Below are 19,316 nucleotides of genomic sequence, written 5' to 3' on the forward strand. Positions count from 1 at the left end.
ATGATGTGCTGGGTTGCGCTGGACCGGGCCGCACGCCTGGCCGAGCACGGTCTGATCCCATCGCGTCACCGGGCCCAGTGGGACGAACAGGCCGTCGCCGTCGCGGACTTCATCGAAGGCGAGTGCTACTCGAGGGAGCGGAAGAGCTACGTCCGATGGGCCGGCGGCGACGAGCTCGACGCGAGTGTGCTGCTGGGTCTCCTGTCGGGCTACGGGGACGCGCGGTCCGCGCGCTGGGCGGATACCGTGACCGCCGTTCGTCGCGACCTGGGCCATGGCTGCTACGTGCGCCGCTACAGCGGCGACGACGGGCTCGTCGGAGGGGAGGGCGCCTTCGTCAGCTGCTCCTTCTGGCTTGCCGAGGCCCTGGCGCGCACCGGGAGCACCTCCGAGGCGACCGGGTTGATGGACGAGCTCGTGGAGCTGGCCAACGACGTCGGCCTGTACGCCGAGGAGATCGACCCCGCCACCGGAGATTTCCTCGGCAACCTGCCGCAGGCACTGAGCCACCTGTCGCTCATCAGCGCAGCTCTGACGATCGCAGGGGAGAAGCCCCGATGAGCGTCTGGGCGGCGCTCGCCGGCGGTTTCGCCGGGACCCTGGTGCTGACCACCGTGCTACGCACGGCCAGCGAGTTCCACCTGACCCGGATGGACCTGCCGTTCCTGCTCGGTACCGCGATCACGGTGGACAGGACACGAGCCAAGGCGCTCGGGTACCTGGCCCACTTCGTCATGGGACAGCTGTTCGCCCTGGGCTACTACGTGCTCTTCCTCGCCCTCGGCCGGTCCGACTGGTGGCTCGGCGCTGCGTTCGGGCTCGGGCATGGGCTGTTCGCCGGCACGGTTCTCGTCAACGTCCTTCTGCCGCTGGTGCATCCCCGCATGGGAACGACGTCTTCCGACGCGGGCACGGTCTCGCTGCTGGAGCCACCTGGTTTCATGGCCCGCAACTACGGCGTGCGAACCCCCCTCGTCAGCCTGTGCGCACACGTCGCCTACGGCACGATCATCGCGGTCTTTCTCGGCCTGGCCCGTTGACGGTTCCCCAGGCGATGCGGATCCGGCACGGCGGCCACCGGTCCGATCGCGCGGCGCCCCAGTGCCCGGAGGCAGGCTCACGGGGCCAGACGCCGTCCGAGCTCGTCGAGGAAGTTCTCATACGCGGCGGCGACGTCGTCGAGGTCCAGCGCCTGCGGCAGGTCGACGGCAAGCTGGCGCTCGATGAGAAAGGCTGCGGTGGCCTCCACGATGCGGGCCTCGGCGGCCCCGTCCGGCTCTGGCTGTAGCTGCTCGACGACGTCGGGGCTTGCCTGGATCAGGATCTCGACCAGTTCCTCGCCCTCGCGGACGTGGACCAGGTAGTCGTGGCCGCCCAGGGGTTCGACCCGTAGGTGGTTCGTCATGAGGGAGGGTCAACCGCCGGCCGCACGCGTCGCCGTCATCGCAACGTCGGTCGCGATGCTGAAGATGCGCTCGGCACGCCGCGGGTCGGACCACTGGTGACTGTCGTGGAAGCTCATCCACTGATGCGGAGGGATGACCGTCCTGCTCGAGTAGTCGAGCTCGGCCCAGGTCACGGCGAGCTCGAAGAGGTCCAGAAGCACGTCGGGGTCACTGAGTACGGTGAGGAGCCGGTGGTGATGCCACTCGGTCAGGCCGCCGAAACCGCATCGGCCACGGCAGGTTCGGACGCGCCGGGCGCTTGCGGGCCCTGGGTCCACCACACTGACCACAGGTGCCAGGCCGGACCGCCGCCGGGCCCGCTGGTCCCCGGTCCCGATGCGAACAAGACCGGTGACCGGCTCCACACCGTCGCGGGGCGGCGTCGACAGCACCCTCGGACGGTCGCGAGGGTCCTCCGGAGCTCCTGTCTCATCCCTGGCGAGGGGCATGTTCGCCTCCTTGGTGCGGCGGGGAGTTCTGTACTGGCCTGCCTCGAACGTATGGCTGCCGGAGGGCGGCGCACAGGCCGGGTGGCGGCAGGCCTGGGGTTCCTACCTTGCCGACGGTCGGCAAAGGAGCCGGCTCGGCCGAGGCCGCCGCGGCCCCACCGGTTTCCCGCTGCGGGCAACGACGAGGCCAGAACGTGTCCGGGTGTGGCCCTACCGGCTGACGCGACGGCGGGCGAGCCTGAGATGACCGAGGCCGTCCTCTCGGGGACCTGCGCCTCCGCCCTTCGTCAAAGGAGCCACCATGACGCCAGCCCGCCACCAAGGTCCCGAGTCGGCACCGTCCTTCATCATCGGCCGGCTTGCTCTCGACAGGGACGCCCGCCGCCTGCCCGTGCCGTCCGTCGCGGTGGCGCGTTCCTGCCGGTGGCCGCGGGCGGCGGAGCCGACGAGGGCCGGGGTCGGCATCGGCCCCGACCCGGGCACGTGGGACATCGTCGACGAGTGGGGTGTGCAGTCGTTCCCGGCGAGTGACGCTCCCGCGAACTGGTGAGGTCGACGGAGGCACCACTACCGTCCGGGGGCGCAACGGGGAGGTGGCCATGGGTGAGAGGCTCGACGGGCAGCACCAACGACACCACCATCGACCCCACCATCGACCCCACCATGGACACCGCCGCGATCGCGGTCCAGGAGATCCAGGAGCAGGAGACCGGTGATGACCACCGCCGCATTCGTCTACGACGCCGTCCGCACCCCGTTCGGCCGCCTGGGTGGGCTGCTGGCCGGAACCCGGCCCGACGACCTCGCCGCCCACGTCGTCGAGCAGCTCGTCAGACGGGCACCGGGCCTCGCCGACGGCGGCTTCGGCGAGCAGGTCGACGAGGTCGTCCTCGGCAACGCCAACGGCGCCGGTGAGGAGAACCGCAACGTCGCGCGCATGGCCACGCTCCTGGCCGGGCTGCCGACGAGCGTCCCGGGCTCGACCGTCAACCGGCTGTGCGGGTCGAGCCTCGACGCCGCGATGCTCGCCTCCCGCTCGATCGAGACCGGAGACGCCGACATCGTGATCAGCGGCGGGGTGGAGTCGATGAGCCGCGCCCCGTGGGTACTGCCCAAGACCGAGAAGCCCTATCCCGCAGTCGATCTGGCCCTTTCCTCGACCACTCTGGGTTGGCGGCTGGTCAACCCCGCCATGCCGTCGGAATGGACGGTGTCCCTCGGCGAGGCCACCGAGCAGCTGCGGGAGAAGTACGGCATCACGCGCGAGCGGCAGGACGCCTTCGCCGCCCGGTCGCACCGCCTGGCCGACCGGGCGTGGGCCGACGGGTGGTACGACGACCTCGTCGTGCCCGTGCCCGGCGTCGAGCTCACCCGGGACGAGTCGATCCGCCCCGACACCACCCAGGAACGCCTCGCCGGGCTGCGCCCGTCGTTCCGCACGGAGGGTGGCACGGTCACCGCCGGCAACGCGTCGCCGCTCAACGACGGCGCGTCGGCGGTGCTGCTCGGTAGCGAGGGCGCCCGCGACGAGATCGGCCTCGACCCGCTGGCCCGCGTCGCCGGGCGCGGTGCGAGCGCCCTCGAGCCCCAGTACTTCGGCTACGCGCCCGTCGAGGCGGCCGAGGCGGCCCTCGCGCGCGCCGGCATCGGGTGGGACGACGTCTCCGCCGTCGAGCTCAACGAGGCCTTTGCCGCGCAGTCGCTCGCGTGCCTCGACGCCTGGCCGGTCGACCCGGAGCTCGTCAACCGGCACGGCGGCGCCATCGCCATCGGCCACCCGCTCGGGGCGTCGGGCGGTCGCATCCTCGGCACCCTGGCCCGGGACCTCCAGCGCACCGGTGGACGGTGGGGCGTGGCGTGCATCTGCATCGGCGTCGGGCAGGGCCTCGCGGTCGTGCTCGAGAACGTCAGCTCGGGCGTCACGTCGTGACGACCCAGCATGCGGGGAAGCGCCCGGACACCCGCGGTGTGGGGCAGTCGCGAGCCAGGGCGGACCCCGCTGCGCTCAGGGGCGGGGCAGCACGACGTCGACGAGGAGGGCGGGGTGGTCCGTGGTGCCCTGCATGTCGACCACCACGTGCGATCGCACACCGGCACCAGGGCTGACCACGACGTTCTGCACCACGCCGTCGTCGACGCGCTGGTAGCCGCTGGGGAGGCACGACTGTGGGCTGGGCGAACCGCGTGCCGCGAGGTTGAGATCCGCACCGAGGACGACCGGGCCGACGCCGTCGCCGCGGGTGATGCTCGGCACCACCGAGGTCAGCAGGTACCGGCACTGGTCGAGCGCGACGGCGGTGCTGGTGCTCGCCGTGTGCGTGGTGCACGCGGAGAACCGGGTGGCCACGTCGATGCACACCCAGACGCGTTCCTCCGGGTCGTCGAGGTCCTGCATGGGGTACACCCCGCTGTGGCGGCGGAGGCCGGCTGCGGCTGACGAGACGACGACGATGACCGCGTCGCCGAACTCCTGGCCGTTCTGGCACCGGACCGGGGCCCGGCTGGGGCGGTCCTTCGCGGCGGCGAAGGCCACGGCGACCTCGGCGGCGGGGAAGGCGGCCGACAGCGCCTGCTCGAGGACCCTCACGTCATCGCGGCAGACCTCGTTGAGGCTGAGCATGTCCGGCCGATGCTGGTGCACCAGTGCCACCGCCCGGCCGACGGCACGCCCGCCGGCATAGCAGGCAGCGCGCCCGCTGTTGCACAGGTTCATCTGCAGCACGCGCACCGCCGTCCCGCCCGGGCCGGTCGACGGCCGGCTCAGGCTCGGGCGCTCGCTCGCCGCGCGACCGGCGCTGCAGCCCGCGGCAGCGCCCACCGAGAAGGTCAGGAGGCACGCGATGGCGGCCCGGTGGGGCCGGCGGACGTCTCGAACCCGCATACCCATCGATCCAACCCGGCATCCGGGCGGTGTGCAATCGACGCGGGGAGCCGGTGCCCCTCAGGCTGTCCTGACGAGCCGGTCCACGTGCCAGCACCGCTCACGCGGCGAGGCCGGCCAGCGGACGAAGCCCTCGCCCGGCACGGCGAGGTACTCCTCGTCCGGCCCGCCGACGACCGCGCAGACCCTGACGCCGAGCAGTCGCGCCACCAGGTACGTCGCGCTCAGCCCCGTGACGTCGCGGGTCGTGCCGAGCGGTAGCAGCGACCGGGTCTCCGCGATCGCCTCGTGCTCCCCGGCACGGAGCACGACGCGCGTGCCGGGGGCCACCGCGTGCGCTGCCACGGCGACGGCGATGTTGTCGAGGTCGTCGGAGCCAACGGCCGCCAACGCCGCAGCCCGATGCAGCCGCAGCCGTTCGAGCACCGCCCGGTCACCGCCGTGCGCCATCACGACGGGCACCCCGAGGGTGCGGGCGAGCCGCAGGTTGGGGGCCTGCGGGTCCCGTTCGACGCCGACCACGGCCACACCGAGGCGTTGCAGCTCCTGGCACAGCCGGAGGCCAACCTGCCCCAGGCCGACGACGACCACGTGGCCGGACCGCGGCAGCGCACGGGCGCCGACCAGGCCCACGAGGCGCGGTCCGAGGAGCCGGTCGACGAGGCCCGCGGTGAAGGTCGCCGTGAGGACGACGGTCACGAGCATGGCGAGGGCCGACACGAGCAGGTAGCGCGCCGGCTCGCCCTCCGCCGACGCAGGACCCACGGTGGCCACGACCCGCGCGGCCTCGTGGAACGCCTCCGCGGACGCGTGTCCGGCCACGAGCGTCAGCCAGGCCCAGTCGCCGAGCAGGACGGCGAGCAGGCCGGCGGACCCGGCGAACAGGATGCGGCTGCCCGTGTCGTGCGGGCGAAGCTGCCCAGCCACGCGGCCCGCCCGAGCGTGCCAACGGGCCCGTCGACCCAGTGCCCACGGCGTCTCGGTGAGGGCCTCGCCGGTCCGTCGGACTGCCGTCGCCCCCTCGGCCGAGCGGCGGATCGCGAGCGCGTCCGGCGCGAGACAGGGAGCCACGAGCGAGGAAGCCGCCAGGCGGGCCGGCGACGTCACGTGGCAGTGCGGCAGGAGCCGCACCAGCTGCTCGGCCACGGTCTGGTCGAAGATCGTGACGACGAGCTCGGCCGCCGGCTCGATGTGGGCGGTCGCCAACGCGTACCGAAGGGCCGCGACGTCGTCGTGCAGGAGCACGGCCACGCCCGCGGGCCGCCACGACATGGCGCCGCGGAGGTCCTCGTCGCCGGGGGCGACGAGGTGCAGCACCTCGAACCCACGCTGGCTCAGTGACGCGCACACCCGACGTGCCACGTGGGTGTCGCCGATGACGAGGTAGGGCCGGCCCGCGTGGCACCCGTCCATCGAGGTCACCTCATGTGGGGGTAGCGGTGGTCCGTCGCCGGGACGAACGTCTCCTTGATGACGCGGGTGGACGTCCAGCGCATGAGGTTCTGCGCCGCGCCGGCCTTGTCGTTGGTGCCGGAGCCGCGGGCCCCGCCGAACGGCTGCTGGCCGACGACGGCCCCGGTGGGCTTGTCGTTGACGTAGAAGTTGCCGGCCGCGAACCGAAGTGCCTTGGTGGCGTAGGCGACTGCCGTGCGGTCCTGGGCGATGACGGCTCCGGTCAGTCCGTACTGGGACGCCGACTCCATCCGGTCGACGACCCGCTCGAAGTCGGAGTCGTCGTAGACGTACACCGCCAGGATCGGACCGAAGTACTCCGTGCTGAAGATCTCGTCGTCCGGGTCGGTGCACTCGAGGATCGTGGGCCGCACGAAGTAGCCGACGGAGTCGTCGTAGGTGCCACCGGCGACCACGGTGATCGTCGGGTCGGCGTGCGCGCGGTCGATCGCCGCGCGGTGCTTGGCGAAGGCGCGCTCGTCGATCACGGCACCCATGAAGTTGCGGAGGTCGGTGACGTCGCCCACTGCCAGGGCCTCGGTCTGCGCCACGAGCTCGTCGCGCACCAGTTCCCAGACACTCCTGGCCACGTAGGCCCGCGAGGCCGCGGAGCACTTCTGCCCCTGGTACTCGAAGGCGCCACGCAGCAGTGCGGTTCGCACCACCGCCGGGTCCGCCGACGGGTGTGCCAGCACGAAGTCCTTGCCTCCGGTCTCGCCGACGAGGCGCGGGTACGTGTCGTAGCGGGCGATGTTCTCACCCACGCTCCGCCACAGGCCCTGGAAGGTCGGGGTGGACCCGGTGAAGTGGATGCCGGCGAGGGCCGGGTCGGCCAGCGTCACCCCGGAGACGGCGATGCCGTCACCCGGGAGCATGTTGATGACGCCCGGCGGCAGGCCCGCCTCCTCCAGGAGCCGCATCGTGTAGTGCGCGGCGAGCTGCTGCGTCGGGGCGGGCTTCCAGACCACGGTGTTGCCCATGAGGGCCGGAGCGGTCGGCAGGTTGCCCGCGATCGCGGTGAAGTTGAACGGCGTGACGGCGTAGACGAAACCCTCGAGCGGGCGGTGGTCGAGCCGGTTCCACACCCCGGGCGCGTTGGCTGCCGGCTGCTCAGCCAGGATCTGCCGGGCGAAGGCGACGTTGAACCGCCAGAAGTCGATGAGCTCGCACGCCGAGTCGATCTCGGCCTGGTGGGCGGTCTTGCTCTGCCCCAGCATCGTCGCGGCGTTGAGCGTGTCGCGCCACGGTCCCGAGAGCAGCTCCGCGGCCTTGAGCAGGATGGCGGCCCGGTCGTCGAAGCCGAGGGCGCGCCATCCCGGTGCCGCGTCGCGAGCGGCGGCGGTGGCCGCCCGAGCGTCGTCCTGTGTCGCGTTGCGCAGGGTGCCGAGACGCTGGCCGTGGGCGTGCGGCTGCACGACCGCGCGCTCCGCGCCGCCCCCGTGGCGCTGCTCGCCGCCGATCGTGGCGGTCAGCTCGACGTGTCGTCCGGCCTGGTCCTTGAGGGCCAGCTCGAGCCGGGCGCGGGCGTCGCTGCCGGGCTCGTAGTCGCGGATCGGCTCGTTGGCGGGAACGGGCACCTGGGTGACGCCATCCATGGGAGTCCTTTCGGGTGGTCGGGGTCGGGTGGTCGGGGTCGGGTGGTCGGGAGGTCGGGGCGCGGGTCAGCGCGAGACGAGGGAGCGCAGGAGGAAGCCGACGTTCGCCGGACGCTCGGCGAGGCGGCGCATGAAGTAGCCGTACCAGTCGCCGCCGTAGGGCACGTAGACGCGGACCCGATGGCCGGCCGTCGCCAGACGGCGCTGCTCGCCGCTGCGGATCCCGTGGAGCATCTGGTACTCGAAGCTGTCGGGGGCGCGGCCGTGCCGCTCGGCGAGCGCGCCGGCCAGCTCGACCATGCGCGGGTCGTGGCTGGCCACCATCGGGTAGCCGTCGCCGGCCATGAGGATCTCGAGGCAGCGGGCGTACGCGAGGTCGACGTCGGCCTTGGCGGGGTACGCCACGGACTCGGGCTCTGCGTAGGCGCCCTTGACCAACCGCACCCGGGAGCCCGCGTGGGCGAGGTCGCGGCAGTCGGCCTCGGTCCGGTAGAGGCACGACTGCAGCACGGCGCCCGTCTCCGGGACGTCGCGGCGCAGCTCGCCGAGGATCGCCAGGGTGGAGTCGACGGTCGTGTGGTCCTCCATGTCGAGGGTCACGGTGGTGCCGGCCGCTCGCGCGGCCGCGCAGATGGCGTGGGCGTTCTCGAGCGCCACCCGGTGGCCGTCGCGAGGGAGCGCCTGCCCCACCGCGGAGAGCTTCAGCGACACCTCCGCACGGCCGGCAAGGCCGAGGTCGGCCAGGCGGCCGAGCACCTCGACGTAGGTCCGCCGGATGCCGGTGGCGTGCCCGACGTCCACGGTGTCCTCCCCGAGATGGTCGAGCGTCACCGTCAGGCCCTCGTCGACGAGGCGTCGCGTGGCCGCGAGGGCGTCACGGAGGTCCTCGCCGACGACGAACCGCTCGACGAGGCGGCGGGTCGCGGGCGCGCTCGTGACGAGGCGCTTGACCCGAGGACTGCGCGAGGCCGTCAGCAGGGCCGTACTGAGCATGGTGTCTCCTCCGGGCGGGTGGTTGGCGGCGAACCTACGCGCGCCCCGACCCCGCGGCAGCGGACAGGTGCCACACGGCCGTCCCTCGGCTTTGGACATCTGCTCAAAGCGGCTGCGAGAATGCCCGCGAGCCCCTGCCGGACCGTTGGAGGACGCTATGCGACCGGAGTTCCAGGACATCGTCGACGACGTGGCCCGGTTGCTCGGGCGGCCGGCGACCCTGGAGGACCGGGACTTCAACCTCGTGGCGTTCTGCTCCCACGAGGCGCAGGGCGACGAGGTCCGCCTGCGCTCGATCCTGCAGCGGCACTCGAGCCGCGAGGTGCAGGACTGGTTCGAGGGGTTCGGCATCGCGACGAGCACCGTGCCGGTCCGCACACCCGCCTCGTCGCAGCTCGGCGTGCTGAGCCGGCTCTGTCTTCCGGCGCGCTGGAACGGCGTCACCTACGGGTACCTGTGGCTGCTCGACGAGCATGTCGGCATCGACGAGTCACGCATCCCTGCGGCGGTGGCCCTGGCCGAGCGGGCCGGAGCGCTGATGGCGCGGCAGGCCCGCTCCCGCGAGGAGCTCGCCTACACGGTCGAGGACCTCCTGTCGGCCGACCCCGATGCGGTCAGCAGGGCGACGGAGGCCATCGCCGACCTGGGCATCATCGGGCGCGACGCCCCGCTCGCCGCGGTCGTGCTCCGGCAGGTGGGGGACGTCGCGCCACAGCCGCTGCCGATGAACCTGTGGCGGTTGCCGAGGTCGGTGCTGGCCTCGAGCGGCGAGGACCACCACACCTTCCTCGTGCCGTCGGACCCGACCAGCCTCGACGCCGCCCGGCAGGTCGCGCGACAGGCGCTCGACCTGTACTCCGACCGCCTCCCTCCGGGCTCCCGCAGCGGTCTCGTCGTCGGCATCGGCGGCATCCGGCCGAACCTCGCCCAGGCACGCGGCAGCTGGAACGAGGCGCGGCTGGCCACCCGGGTGGCCGAGGTCGTGGACTCGCTGCGACCCGTCGCCGCCTGGCCGGAGCTGGGAATCTACCGGCTGCTCGCCTGCGGCCCGGAGAAGGCGTTGTCGAGCGCCGTCCTCGACCCCGCCGTGCGGCGGCTGCTCGAGCAGGGCGACCCTGACCTGCGCCACACCGCGGTGACGTACCTGGAGGCCGGCGGAAACGTGCAGGAGACGGCGGCCGCACTCCACGTGCACCGGCAGACGGTGTACTACCGGCTGCAGAAGATCGAGCAGGTCACCGGGCTCGAGCTCGCCCGCGGTGACCACCGGCTGGTGCTCCACCTCGGCCTGACCCTGGCACCGTTCGTGGCAGACACCATCCAGGCCCGAGCTGCTTCGACATCTGTCTGAAAGCGCGGCGGCGACACTCGTACGGCTGTAAGTCGCAGCGGCCCGCGGCACGCGCTAGCGTCGGAGAGCCCTCAGGGACGGATCTCTCGCCCGCTCTTGCCGGCTCTCGCCGGGGCCCACCAGCAGCCCTGTGGCGCAAGGCTGGTCCCGTCGGTGAGCACCAGAAGTGCTGACGGCAGGCTCAACAGTCGCAGGACCTCCCTCCCGCCTTCGCAGGCCTTTCCCTTGGAGACACCGATGTCACCTGGACCCGAGCTGAAGAAGACCCTGACCCAGCGTCAGCTGAGCATGATCGCGATGGGGGGTGTCATCGGAGCGGGGCTGTTCGTCGGCTCCGGAACGGTGATCCACGACACCGGTCCCGGCACCTTCCTCACCTACGCAGTGACCGGCGTCCTCATCATCCTGGTGATGCGGATGCTGGCCGAGATGGCGGTGGCCAACCCGTCCACCGGGTCGTTCGCCGACTACGCGCGCAAGGCCCTCGGCCCGTGGGCCGGGTTCTCGGTGGGCTGGCTCTACTGGTACTTCTGGGTCATCGTCGTCGGGTTCGAGGCCGTGGCCGGCGCGAAGATCATCCAGTACTGGGTCGACGTCCCGATCTGGACCTCCGCCCTCGTCCTCATGGTCCTCATGACCGCGACCAACCTCTTCTCGGTCGCGTCGTTCGGCAGGTTCGAGTACTGGTTCGCCGGCATCAAGGTCGCCGCCATCATCTTCTTCATCGTGTGCGGCAGCTTCTTCGTCTTCGGCATCTGGCCCGACAAGCACCTCGACTTCAGCAACCTGTGGAGCCACGGCGGCTTCCTGCCCCACGGAACCGCAGCGCTGACGGCCGGCGTCGTCACCGTCATCTTCTCGATGGTGGGTGCCGAGGTGGCGACCATCGCCGCGGCCGAGTCCGAGAACCCCGAGCGCGCCGTCGCCAAGGCAGCCAACTCGGTCATCACCCGCATCTGCCTGTTCTTCGTGGGGTCGGTGTTCCTCCTCGCGGTGATCCTCCCCTGGAACTCGGCCGCGCTCTCCGGCTCACCCTTCGTCGCGGCCTTCACCGAGATGGGCATCCCCTACGCCGACGACCTGATGAACGCCGTGGTCCTCACGGCCGTGCTCTCCTGCCTGAACTCGGGTCTGTACACCGCGTCGCGGATGCTGTTCGTCCTGGCCGCCCGACGTGAGGCCCCGGCACAGCTCGTCACCGTCAACGGTCGGGGCGTGCCGACGAAGGCCATCCTCGCCTCGTCGGTGATCGGCTTCCTGTGCGTCATCGCGGCAGCGATCGACGAGGACGGCGTGTTCGCCTTCCTGCTGAACTCGTCCGGCGCCATCATCCTCTTCGTCTACCTGCTCATCTCGATCTCGCAGATCCGGCTGCGGCTGCGCACCGACGAGTCGACGCTCACGGTGAAGATGTGGCTCTTCCCCGGCCTGTCCGTGCTCGCCACCCTCGGCATCGTCGCGGTGCTGGTGCAGATGGGCCTGACGCAGAGCGTGCGCTCGCAGCTCCTGCTCAGCCTGCTGTCGTGGGGCGTCGTCCTCGTCCTCTACGTCCTCAACAAGTACGTCCTGGCCCGTGCGCAGACCCCCGGGACCCCTGCGTCCGACCACGCGCGCCGGGTGCTGGTGCTGGCCAACGAGACGGTCGGCTCCGCGGAGCTGCTCGACGAGCTGCGACGCATCGACGCCGAGCGGGCGGCCACGTACTACGTGTGCGTGCCGGCGAGCCCGGTCGAGACCGGGCAGGCGGCCGTCACCGGCCCGCTGCACGTGTGGGACGCGACCGTCGAGGCGGCCCGGACCCGGTTGGACACCACGCTCGCCACGCTGCGCTCGGAGAGCCTCAGCGTCGAGGGCGACCTCGGGGACTTCCGGCCGCTGCGGGCCCTCGACACCGCCGTGCGGTCCTTCCGGCCCGACCAGATCGTCATCGCCACCAGGCCCCTGGAGGACTCGATCTGGCAACGCTACGACGTCGTCGACCGGGCCCGCACCAGCTACCCGGTCCCCGTCACGCACGTGATCGCGCACCGCACCGAGCCGGCACTCGTGGAGGAGCCGTGACCGTCGTCGTCGGCTGCACGCCGAAGGAGAGCGGCACCTCGGCGCTCGAGCTGGCCGCGCTCCTCGCCCGGTCGTCGGGGGAGGACGTCGTCGTCGCCGTGGTCGTGGCGGCCGCCTGGCCGCCCAGCACCGAGCGCGTCGACGCGGACTACCGGGCCTACCTCACCCAGCGGGGCGAGCAGTCGCTCGCTCAGGCCAAGGAACGGATGCCCGACGACGTCAACACCGCCTACGTCCTGCACCATGCCCCCTCGGTGCCCACCGGGCTGCTCGAGGTGGCCTCCGAGCACGACGCCAGCGTCCTCGTGCTCGGGTCGTCCGAGAACGGGGGGCTCGGCCTCGTCGCCCTGGGCAGCGTCGCCGACCGCATCGTGCACAGCTCGCCGGTCCCGGTCGCCCTCGCGCCGCGCGGCTACCAGGCCGAGCCCGGCGGCCGGCTCCGGCGCGTCACCGTCGCGTTCGGTGGCACGTCCAAGGACTGGTCGTTGGTCCGCGCCGCCGCGGACTACGCCGCCCGCACCACGAGCTCACTTCGAGTCGCCTCCTTCTCGGTGCGACCGAAGAAGGTCTTCGCCGCGACCCTGGCCGGGGCGGGCGAGGACCTCGTGGTGCACCAGTGGTCCCGGCGGACCAGGGAGGTCATCGACGAGCAGCTCGCCGAGGTGCGCCGGCTGCCCGACGTCCCACGCGGGCTGGAGGCCGTCATCGGTGACGGTCACAGCTGGCGCGAGGCGATGGGACAGGCACCGTGGTCCCTGGGCGACCTCCTCGTCGTCGGGTCCAGCTCGCACGGCCCGGTGGCTTCGGTGTTCCTGGGATCGAGGGCCTCCAAGATCCTGCGATGCGCGCCGGTCCCGGTCCTGGCACTGCCCGTCTCCGGGCAGTGACCCCCGGCTGGGAGCGCACACTCGGCCCGCCTCGACAGCGGAGGTGGATGTTCGGCGCAGGTGGACGCCGTCGCCGCAGAGGTGCGGCGTGCACCGTGCGCGCTTGCGGGGAGGCCGGACTCCTGCGTTGAGGTGGCGAGGAGACCTGCTGCGCCGTACGCCGGGCGCGCCCTCAGGGATGGCCTGCTCGGCCGAGACACCGTGCTGACCCGGCTTCCCGGGTCCGTGCCACCAGGGCGCGTCTGCGGGAAGCGAACGCGCGCTCGTGAGTCTCCTCCGTGTCGATGGCGGTCGGCGGGCTCCCAGGCAGTGGGTCCGCAGCTAACCTGCGGACATGCTCGATGTCCATCGACTGGTGCTGCTGCGCGAGGTCCACCTTCGAGGCAGCATCACCGCCGCGGCGCGGGCGTTGTCGTACACGCACTCAGCGGTCTCCCAGCAGCTCGCCCTCCTGGAGAAGGAGGCGGGCGTGCCGCTCCTGGAGAAGGTGGGACGGGGGGTGCGGCTCACGCCCGCCGCCGAGGTGCTGGTCGAGCACGCGAACGGCATCCTGACCATCCTGGAGCAGGCCGAGACGGACCTGGCCTCCAGCATCAGCCAGGTCCGGGGGACCCTGCGCCTGGCGGCCTTCACGACGATCAGCCGCAACGTCGTCCCCCAGGTGATCTCCTCCCTGGGCAGGGACCATCCTGACCTCGACGTGCGCTTCCGGCAGGTCGAGCCCGAACAGGGGCTGCTCCTGCTCTCGTCACGTCGCCTGGACGTCCTCGTCGCCGACAGCTACCCGGGGACCTCACAGGCGGTGCCGGACGACCTTCACGCGGACCTGCTCATGGACGACCCGGTCCGGGCCTACCCTCCCGTGGGTGCCGACGCGGGCACCCTGGACGGGCTGCGCCGGCTGAGGTGGGTCATCGAGCCCAGCGGCGCCGAAGCGCACGCCTGGGTCCGCCGCGTGTGTCGCGAGCACGGCTTCGAGCCCGACGTCGCGTACGAGTCCGCCGACCTGCTCTTCCACCTGCGCCTCGTGCAGTCCGGGGTGGCGGCAGCGTTCCTCCCGGACCTCCTCGTCAGGGGCGAGGGCGCGACGCTGACACCGTCCGCGGTGCTCGGCACCCAGCAGCGCCGGCAGATCTGGCTGATCTGTCGGGCCGGGGCGGAGCGACGGCCGGCCGTTCGAGCCTGTCGCGACGCCTTCTCGCTCCACCTCGAGTCGCAGGTCTCGGCTCAGGGATCGACCTGACGTCGACCGGCGACTTCTCCTAACAGGAGCCGGTCAGAAACCGTCGCTTTTCTTGCGACGTCGGCCGCCCCTATCGTCCTGTCTGCGGCTCCAGACGAAGGACGAACCACAGTGCGCAGGCCTCCCCTTGCCGACCGGTCGACCGGTCTCGTCGGCTCGATGATCGACTCCTCGACCTCGCTGCTCGCACGCCAGACGCATGACATCGTGCGGTTCGCCATGGGTGCGCCCAGCGACGACCTGATGCCCGTGGAGCTGCTGGACCGCTTTGCAGCGCACGCCGTGCCGGGCAAGTACAGCTACGGTGCGTCGGAGGGCGAGCCCGACCTCGTGGGCGAGATCCTCAAGCTCCAGGCCGAGCACGGGTACTCCAGCGCCGCCGAGCGCATCACGATCACCACCGGCGGCATGCAGGGCCTGGACCTCGCCTTCAAGCTCTTCGTCGACCCGGGTGAGCTGGTGGTCGTCGAGGGGCCCACCTACACCAACGGCAACGCGACTGCCCTGTCCTATGGCGCCGACCTGTTGGAGGCGCCGGTCGACGAGGACGGTCTGGTCGTCGAGGCGCTCCCGGAGCTCGTCGCGCGCGCCGGGCGTCCGCCCAAGGCCATCTACACGATCCCCAACTTCCAGAACCCGTCGGGCGTGACGCTGACGCTGGAGCGTCGCGAGCTCCTGCTCGAGCTCGCCTCGCGGTGGGGAGCGGTCGTCATCGACGACGACCCGTACGGTCTGCTGCGCTTCGAGGGCTCACCGATCCCGGCCCTGAACGAGATCGACCCGGGCAACCCGCTCATCTTCTCCGTGCGCACCTTCTCCAAGATCCTGGCGCCCGGGCTGCGGGTCGGGTGGGTCGACGCCGACGCGAGCCTCCAGCCGCTGCTCATCAACGCCAAGCAGGCCATGGACACGTGCACGAGCGTCCCGACGCAGCGCACGGTCACCGAGTTCCTCGCCGGCGGCCATCTGCAGCCGCACCTGGACCGGGTGCTGGGCCTCTACCGCCAGCGCAAGGAGGCGATGCGGGCCGCGCTCGTCCGCCACTTCGGCGACGCGGTCCGTGCCACGGACCCTGACGGCGGCTTCTTCCTGTGGGCGACGTTCGCCGATCCGGCCGTGGACACCGCAGCCCTCTTCGAGTCCGCGCTGGCCGAGGGCGTGGCCTACATCCCGGGGCCGGCGTTCTCGACCAACGACCACTTCCACGACGCCCTGCGGCTCTGCTTCGCCACCTCGACGCCGGAGCGCATCGACGAGGGCGTCGCTCGGCTCAGGTCAGCCGTCGACACGTTCGGAGCGCGCGGGTGAGGCGCCGCACGGCCCTCGTCACGGGCTCGACCTCGGGGATCGGGTACGAGATCGCCCGACGCCTGCACGCCGACGGGCTCAACGTCGTCGTCACAGGTCGCGACGAGGTGCGCGGGCAGCGGGTCCGCGAGGAGCTGGGGGAGCGCGCCGCCTTCGTGGCGGTGGACCTGACGCGCGCGGGTGGGCCGGCACGGCTTGCCGCGAGCGCTGTCGACCGGTTCGGGCGTCTGGACGTCGTCGTCAACAACGCCGCTATCGACCACACGGACGACCTTCTCGAGGCGCCCACGACCGAGGTGCGGCGCGTCTTCGAGGTCAACACCATCGCAACCATCGCGGTGCTGCAGGAGAGCGCGAAGCGGATGGAGCACGGCGGGGCGATCATCAACATCACCTCACGGCTGGCGTCCGTCGGCGTACCGACGATGGGCATCTACAGCGCGAGCAAGGGCGCCGTCAAGGCCCTCACGACTGCGGCCGCCGTCGAGCTCGCCCCGCGCAACATCCGTGTCAACGCCGTCGCGCCGGGCATGACGCGCACGCCCTTGTACGACGCCTGGCTGGGCGAACAGGCCGACCCGGAACAGACCGAACGCGACGTTGTCGCCGCCATCCCGCTCGGCCGGCTCGCCAGCTGCGCGGACGTCGCCGCCGCGGTGAGCTTCCTCGCCTCCGAGGAGGCCTCCTACATCACCGGGGTCTCGATCCCCGTCGACGGCGGCTACACCGCCCACTGACCCGCCTCCAGCTACCCGAAAGGACGCTCCATGTCCGCCACCCGCACGATCCTCGACGGTCCGGCCCTGTGGCCGGCGCAGGCCCATCTGCCCTCCGTCCTGGGTCGCCAGCTCGTCGTCGAACGAGGCGACGGCTCCTACGTCCACACCAGCGACGGCCGGCGCCTCTTCGACGGCACGGCCGGGCTGTGGCACGCCAACATCGGCCACTCGCACCCGGCCCTGGCCGAGGCCGCCCGTGCGCAGATGCTGAGGCTGGAGACGTACCACATCTTCGCCCGGTTCGTGAACGACCAGGCGCTCCAGCTGGCCGAGCGGCTCGCCGGGCTGTCACCGATCGCCGACCCCAAGGTCATCCTCAACTCCGGTGGCTCCGACGCGATCGACGTGGCCTGCAAGCTGGCCCGACGCCACTGGCAGCGGGAGGGCAAGCCCGCCAAGACGACCATCCTCAGCCGGGAGCACGCCTACCACGGGCTGCACGCCTACGGCACGAGCATCGCCGGCCTGGACTTCAACCGCGAGGGCTACGGCACCGAGTCGCTCGTGCCCGAGACGGCGCGGGTCCCGGTCCACGACGCCGACGCGCTCGCCGCGACGATCGCGCGGATCGGTCCGGAGAACATCGCCGCGCTCGTGACCGAGCCGATCCAGGGCACGGGCGGCGTCAACCCGCCGGCACCGGGGTACCTGGAGAAGGTCCAGGCGCTGTGCCGCGAGCACGACATCCTGCTCGTCGTCGACGAGGTCATCACCGGGTTCGGACGCACCGGCGTCATGTTCGCCACCGACCGGTTCGGTCTCGAGCCGGACCTGGTCACCTTCGCCAAGGGCGTCACGTCCGGCTACGCGCCTCTGGGCGGCGTCCTGGTCGCCCCGAGGATCTGGGAGCCGTTCTACGTCGACGACCCCGCCACGCCGGTGTTCCGCCACGGCGCGACCTATGCCGGTCACGCGACGGCGAGCGCGGTCGCCCTGGCCAACCTCGACGTCCTCGAGCAGGAGCGGCTGCTGCCCCGGGTCGTCGAGCTCGAGCACCGCCTCGACAGCCTCCTCAAGCAGCTGCTGGCCCGCCGGCCCAGCGTCGTCGACGTCCGGGTCGCCGGGTTCCTCGGCGGGGTGACGCTGCGCGACGAGGTCCCCGCCGAGCGAGCCGCCGACGCGCTCGTCGAGCTGGGCTTCATCTCCCGCCCGCTGCGCGGCAACACCTTGCAGATCAGCCCGCCGTTCATCACCACCGACGACGAGCTGACCTCGTTCGTCGAAGCCATCGAAGACGTTCTATTCGCTGAGGAGACCCGATGACCACCGACCTGAACACCCAGCGCACCACCGAGCCGACGCCGCCCGGCACCCGCCTCGCCGTCGCGAACCCCGACCGGGCGCGCGCCGCCGACCGCGTCGTGCAAGGCCTTCGGCTGCCCACCGGCCCGGCCACGTTCGACGTGCACAACCCGGCCACCGGCGCGGTCATCGCCAGCCTGCCCGACGCCGGTCCCGGCGAGGCGCTGGACGCCGTCGCCCGAGCCGACCAGGCCGGTCGTGCCTGGGCCTCCACCACCCCACGGCAGCGGGCCGACGTGCTGCGTCGCTGGTACGACCTGCTCATCGAGCACGCCGACGACATCGCGCTCCTCATCACCCTGGAGATGGGCAAGCCGCTGGCGGAGTCCCGCGCCGAGGTGACCTACGGCAGCGACTTCGTCCGCTGGTACGCCGAGGAGGCGGTCCGTCCGGCCGGCAACGTCCGCGACGTCCCCACCGGCGGCGCCACGCTGCTGACCCGACGCGCCCCGGTCGGGCTGTCCGTGCTCATCACGCCGTGGAACTTCCCGCTGGCGATGGCCACCCGCAAGATCGCTCCCGCCCTTGCCGCCGGTTGCCCCGTGCTCATCAAGCCGGCCGCGCTCACCCCGCTGACGACCTACTACGCCGTCGAGCTCGCCCAGCAGGCCGGCGTCCCCGAAGAGCTCGTCCAGGTCGTGTGCACCAGCAACGCGTCGGCCTTCAGCGAGGCCGTCCTGCCCGACCCCCGCGTCCGCAAGGTGTCCTTCACGGGGTCGACCGGCGTCGGCAAGGTGCTGCTGCGCCTGGCCGCCGACAACGTGCTGCGCTCCTCCATGGAGCTGGGCGGCAACGCGCCGCTGGTCGTCTTCGACGACGCCGACCTCGAGCGAGCCGTCAACGGCGCGTACGCGGCCAAGATGCGCAACGGGGGCCAGTCCTGCATCGCGGCCAACCGGATCTTCGTCCAGGACGGCATCGCCGACGCCTTCGTCGAGGGGCTCTCGGAGAAGGTGGCCGCCGCGGTCACGGGTGACGGGCTGGCCGACGACGTCGCGCTCGGCCCACTCATCGACGACCGGGCCGTGACGAGCATGCAGCGCCTGGTCGACGACGCGGTCGCGCACGGCGCGAGTGTCCGCACCGGCGGCCGGATCCTGGCGTCGGACGGCCACTTCTTCAGGGCCACCGTGCTGGACCACGTCCCGGCAAGCGCCCAGGTCGCGAGCACGGAGATCTTCGGGCCGGTCGCGGCGATCCAGCGGTTCAGCACCGAGGCCGAGGTCGTGCAGCGGGCCAACGCGACGGAGTTCGGGCTCGCGGGCTACGTGTTCACCGAGAGCCTGGACCGGGCCCTCAACGTCGCCGATGCCCTCGAGACCGGCCTGGTCGGCATCAACCAGGGCGTCCCGTCCAACGCCGCCGCGCCGTTCGGGGGCGTGAAGCACTCCGGTCTGGGCCGCGAGGGCAGCGCCGAGGGCCTCGAGGAGTACCAGTCGGTCCGCTTCTACAACGTGGCGCGTCGAGCCACGGCCTGAGCCGGCACCGCACCGGCCGGCGGCGGCACGAGCCGACGCATGTCTCTTATACACATCTCCGAGCCCACGAGACGCGTAGTAATCTGGGGGGG

The 19,316-nt window shown here is 72.0% G+C and carries 18 protein-coding genes; 12 read left to right on the top strand and 6 right to left on the bottom strand.

Annotated elements, in window-relative coordinates:
- Both ACPYOM_RS13785 and ACPYOM_RS13790 read left to right on the top strand, forming a co-directional pair.
- Window positions 1-561, top strand: a 561-nt coding sequence (locus ACPYOM_RS13785) for a glycoside hydrolase family 15 protein (protein ID WP_481346393.1), incomplete at its 5' end; no start/stop codon positions are given.
- Entirely contained in the window at window positions 558-1,040 is a 483-nt protein-coding gene (locus ACPYOM_RS13790; protein WP_481342681.1) for a hypothetical protein, read from the top strand. The genes ACPYOM_RS13785 and ACPYOM_RS13790, both read left to right, overlap by 4 nt.
- A 77-nt stretch (window positions 1,041-1,117) precedes the next feature.
- Here the strand turns inward: ACPYOM_RS13790 and ACPYOM_RS13795 are convergent, their stop codons facing one another.
- Both ACPYOM_RS13795 and ACPYOM_RS13800 read right to left on the bottom strand, forming a co-directional pair.
- The gene (locus ACPYOM_RS13795) at window positions 1,118-1,405 is read right to left on the bottom strand and encodes a hypothetical protein (protein WP_481346394.1); all 288 of its coding nucleotides are present in this window, start codon (window positions 1,403-1,405) and stop codon (window positions 1,118-1,120) included.
- A 9-nt stretch (window positions 1,406-1,414) separates the two neighbouring features.
- Window positions 1,415-1,837 carry a hypothetical protein gene (locus ACPYOM_RS13800; RefSeq protein ID WP_481346395.1) on the bottom strand — a complete coding sequence of 141 codons (423 nt, stop codon included), beginning with the start codon at window positions 1,835-1,837 and terminating at the stop codon, window positions 1,415-1,417.
- Between the two features lie 358 nt (window positions 1,838-2,195).
- On the opposite strand from ACPYOM_RS13800, the gene ACPYOM_RS13805 reads away from it, so the two are divergent.
- Window positions 2,196-2,444 (top strand): hypothetical protein, encoded by a 249-nt coding sequence (locus ACPYOM_RS13805; RefSeq protein WP_481346396.1) that lies wholly within the window; start codon window positions 2,196-2,198, stop codon window positions 2,442-2,444.
- Between the two features lie 165 nt (window positions 2,445-2,609).
- A complete protein-coding gene (locus ACPYOM_RS13810; RefSeq protein WP_481346397.1) occupies window positions 2,610-3,824 on the top strand; it encodes a thiolase family protein in 1,215 nt (404 codons plus the stop codon).
- 75 nt (window positions 3,825-3,899) lie between these two features.
- Here the strand turns inward: ACPYOM_RS13810 and ACPYOM_RS13815 are convergent, their stop codons facing one another.
- From ACPYOM_RS13815 to ACPYOM_RS13830, 4 genes are all read right to left on the bottom strand, one after another.
- Window positions 3,900-4,775, bottom strand: coding sequence for a hypothetical protein (locus ACPYOM_RS13815; protein WP_481346398.1), 876 nt, complete (start codon window positions 4,773-4,775; stop codon window positions 3,900-3,902).
- A 60-nt stretch (window positions 4,776-4,835) separates the two neighbouring features.
- Window positions 4,836-6,188 (bottom strand): NAD-binding protein, encoded by a 1,353-nt coding sequence (locus tag ACPYOM_RS13820; RefSeq protein ID WP_481346399.1) that lies wholly within the window; start codon window positions 6,186-6,188, stop codon window positions 4,836-4,838.
- A gap of 5 nt (window positions 6,189-6,193) precedes the next feature.
- On the bottom strand, window positions 6,194-7,822 hold the full coding sequence (gene pruA, locus ACPYOM_RS13825) for an L-glutamate gamma-semialdehyde dehydrogenase (RefSeq protein WP_481346400.1): 1,629 nt from the start codon (window positions 7,820-7,822) through the stop codon (window positions 6,194-6,196).
- Between the two features lie 66 nt (window positions 7,823-7,888).
- Window positions 7,889-8,815, bottom strand: coding sequence for a proline dehydrogenase family protein (locus ACPYOM_RS13830; protein ID WP_481346401.1), 927 nt, complete (start codon window positions 8,813-8,815; stop codon window positions 7,889-7,891).
- Window positions 8,816-8,972: 157 nt separating this feature from the next.
- Between ACPYOM_RS13830 and ACPYOM_RS13835 the strand changes: the two genes are divergently transcribed.
- The 8 genes from ACPYOM_RS13835 (at window position 8,973) to ACPYOM_RS13870 (ending at window position 19,224) form a co-directional block, all read left to right on the top strand.
- On the top strand, window positions 8,973-10,166 hold the full coding sequence (locus tag ACPYOM_RS13835; RefSeq protein WP_481346402.1) for a PucR family transcriptional regulator: 1,194 nt from the start codon (window positions 8,973-8,975) through the stop codon (window positions 10,164-10,166).
- A gap of 237 nt (window positions 10,167-10,403) precedes the next feature.
- The gene (locus ACPYOM_RS13840) at window positions 10,404-12,227 is read left to right on the top strand and encodes an amino acid permease (protein WP_481346403.1); all 1,824 of its coding nucleotides are present in this window, start codon (window positions 10,404-10,406) and stop codon (window positions 12,225-12,227) included.
- Window positions 12,224-13,114: a universal stress protein gene (locus ACPYOM_RS13845; protein WP_481346404.1), complete on the top strand. Its 891-nt coding sequence runs from the start codon at window positions 12,224-12,226 to the stop codon at window positions 13,112-13,114. Before ACPYOM_RS13840 ends, ACPYOM_RS13845 begins: the two co-directional genes overlap by 4 nt.
- A 334-nt stretch (window positions 13,115-13,448) precedes the next feature.
- A complete protein-coding gene (locus ACPYOM_RS13850; protein ID WP_481341902.1) occupies window positions 13,449-14,357 on the top strand; it encodes a LysR family transcriptional regulator in 909 nt (302 codons plus the stop codon).
- A gap of 159 nt (window positions 14,358-14,516) precedes the next feature.
- Entirely contained in the window at window positions 14,517-15,665 is a 1,149-nt protein-coding gene (locus tag ACPYOM_RS13855) for an aminotransferase-like domain-containing protein (protein WP_481346407.1), read from the top strand.
- Window positions 15,662-16,402 (top strand): SDR family NAD(P)-dependent oxidoreductase, encoded by a 741-nt coding sequence (locus ACPYOM_RS13860; protein WP_481341901.1) that lies wholly within the window; start codon window positions 15,662-15,664, stop codon window positions 16,400-16,402. Before ACPYOM_RS13855 ends, ACPYOM_RS13860 begins: the two co-directional genes overlap by 4 nt.
- Before the next feature lie 30 nt (window positions 16,403-16,432).
- On the top strand, window positions 16,433-17,707 hold the full coding sequence (locus ACPYOM_RS13865; protein ID WP_481346405.1) for an aminotransferase family protein: 1,275 nt from the start codon (window positions 16,433-16,435) through the stop codon (window positions 17,705-17,707).
- The gene (locus ACPYOM_RS13870) at window positions 17,704-19,224 is read left to right on the top strand and encodes an NAD-dependent succinate-semialdehyde dehydrogenase (RefSeq protein WP_481346406.1); all 1,521 of its coding nucleotides are present in this window, start codon (window positions 17,704-17,706) and stop codon (window positions 19,222-19,224) included. Before ACPYOM_RS13865 ends, ACPYOM_RS13870 begins: the two co-directional genes overlap by 4 nt.
- Window positions 19,225-19,316 lie beyond the last annotated feature (92 nt).

Source organism: Monashia sp. HAY1-2A (assembly GCF_056755315.1).